The organism is Mesorhizobium sp. GbtcB19 (genome assembly GCF_019091085.1).
Lineage (GTDB): Bacteria > Pseudomonadota > Alphaproteobacteria > Rhizobiales > Rhizobiaceae > Mesorhizobium.
The window spans coordinates 1-1494 of sequence record NZ_JAGXJY010000057.1 but is presented as its reverse complement, the minus strand read 5'-3'; the positions used below and the strand labels follow the sequence as shown (position 1 = coordinate 1494).

The window sequence follows — 1494 nt, the reverse complement described above, 5'->3', positions numbered from 1 at the left end:
TAGAAACAAAATCGATGAGAAATTTTATGTAGGAAGAACAGTCAATCTTAGAATACGGTGGAATACTCACATACAACTACTAAAGTCTAATAAGCACCATATCATTCATCTGCAACGTACTTGGAATAAACATGGAGAAGAGTCTTTTGAGTTCAATCTTATTGACATTATAGATACTGGAAATAAGTATGAGGATTTACAACTCGCTGTAGAAATGGAGCAATTGTTTATTGATCAGTATAAACCCAACAAAATTTTGTATAATCGCTCTTGGTCATCTAAGACAGAAAATTTAAGAGGAGATCAACACCATTTCTATGGAAAACCGCCAAGTGGATAGATGTCTGAAGAAACGAATAAACAGCGTATTGAGAAACTGAAGGGTCAGACAGGTGAAAAGAATCCATTTTATAATAGAAAGCATACACCAGAAGTAATACAGCATCTTCGAGAAAAATGCGCAAATCATGGTGAAGCGAATGGTATACTCGGGAAGAATCATACTGAAGAGTACAAACGGCTGAAGAGTGAGATGATGAAGGGGCGTTATGACGGCGAAAAGAACCCCTGCTATGGTAAAACGCACTCAGAAGAAACGCGACGTATTATCTCGAAAAAGAACAAAGGGAAGCTGAAAGGTGTTCCTAAGTCTGAAGAACAGAAGCTTAAGATGAGAGCAAGTCCACCCAACAGTAAACATATAAGTATAGATGATGTAAAGTATCCAAGCTTGATGGAGGCAGTACGTACATTAGGAAAAACAAAGAAAACTTTACGTGATAGGCACAAATCAGATAAGTATCCGACTTACTATTATCTTAGTATATAAATCTCTAAAGACTATCAGAGGTATTTAACCTCACAGTTATATTGATTAACAAATCGGGATAATCTGAGGCTCTATTGTTGTATAATACATTGTGAATATGCTTACGGTTATGCCAACCATCTATATAAAATAAAAAACGCCATCTGAAGATGACGCCTAACGTAATATCCTTCGCTCCTTGTTCAGCTTCCCAATCACGGCATTCAACGGAGAAAATTTATCATGCTGATTAATTAACGCCTGCTTAGATAAATGCGTAGGTCAGCGTGTCCGAGTAACATCTGTAAGTGACGTATATCCCCGCCAGCTTCTAGAAACATCGTAGCACCTGTATGTCTGAACAAGTGGGGTAGTACGTTCTTCGTACTTCCAGCTGCCTCAGCGTACTTCTTCAGTCGTCTGCGAATATGATTCCGATTCATCGGTTCACCGTATTTTGTAACAAAGACGTGATCCGTTTCAAACTCTTCATTCTCCTTTATCAAATCTTTCAGTAAGTTTGCTGTCGTATTTTTAATCGGGACAATACGTGCTTTACGACTTTTGGCAACAGATGCACGAACTGTAATAACTTTGGTAGAGAAATCAATATCATTGCTGGTAAGCGATAGTGCTTCGCTAATAAGCAAAAATGTGTCTAATAAGAGATTCATAATAACGTAATC

3 protein-coding genes are annotated in these 1494 nt (G+C 37.7%); 2 read left to right on the top strand and 1 reads right to left on the bottom strand.

The window, feature by feature from the left end; genetic code table 11:
* Together KVT37_RS31520 and KVT37_RS31515 are read left to right on the top strand one after the other, a co-directional pair.
* Positions 1 to 340: GIY-YIG nuclease family protein (locus tag KVT37_RS31520; protein WP_217578917.1), on the top strand; the 340-nt coding region annotated here is incomplete at its 5' end.
* Positions 341 to 829 carry an NUMOD3 domain-containing DNA-binding protein gene (locus KVT37_RS31515; protein WP_217578918.1) on the top strand — a complete coding sequence of 163 codons (489 nt, stop codon included), beginning with the start codon at positions 341 to 343 and terminating at the stop codon, positions 827 to 829.
* Positions 830 to 1062: 233 nt separating this feature from the next.
* On the opposite strand, the gene KVT37_RS31510 is transcribed toward KVT37_RS31515, so the two are convergent.
* A partial coding sequence (locus KVT37_RS31510) for a tyrosine-type recombinase/integrase (RefSeq protein ID WP_217578916.1) occupies positions 1063 to 1494 on the bottom strand: 432 nt, incomplete at its 5' end.